The following is a 312-nucleotide window of genomic DNA, read 5'->3' as shown; positions in this document are numbered from 1 at the left end:
TCGGAGAGCTGCGCGCCCGTCAGGTCGTCACCCACCATCTCGCTCGGCACCTGGTGGGCAGCAGGCGGGATCGCCCAGCGCGCGCCGTAGGTCTCCTGCAACTCGACGAGATCGCCCAGCACCCCCGTGGTAGGGTCCTGGCTGTCGAGGGCCAAGCCGGTCGACAGCGTCCGCCCGGTCTGCGGCTGGAGCACCGTCACGTCGTCGGGGTGGAGTTCCGGCCCGCGCGGTCAGACACCGCGCATGCGCAGGATGCCCCATTCCCGGCCCGCCCGAGTGCGGATCGAGCCGTAGCCCCACGCGCCCGGCACG

General features: G+C 73.1%; 1 protein-coding gene. It reads right to left on the bottom strand.

Annotation, left to right across the window (positions count from 1 at the left end; genetic code table 11):
* On the bottom strand, positions 1 to 200 hold a 200-nt coding region (locus MKK54_RS19420; protein ID WP_244013265.1), incomplete at its 3' end, for a hypothetical protein.
* Between the last annotated feature and the right edge of the window lie 112 nt (positions 201 to 312).

This window comes from Methylobacterium sp. J-068, from assembly GCF_022829445.1.
In the GTDB taxonomy this organism is placed as follows: Bacteria; Pseudomonadota; Alphaproteobacteria; order Rhizobiales; family Beijerinckiaceae; genus Methylobacterium.
The sequence above is the reverse complement of the archived record's forward strand: the minus strand, read 5'-3'. Positions and strand labels throughout refer to the sequence as shown.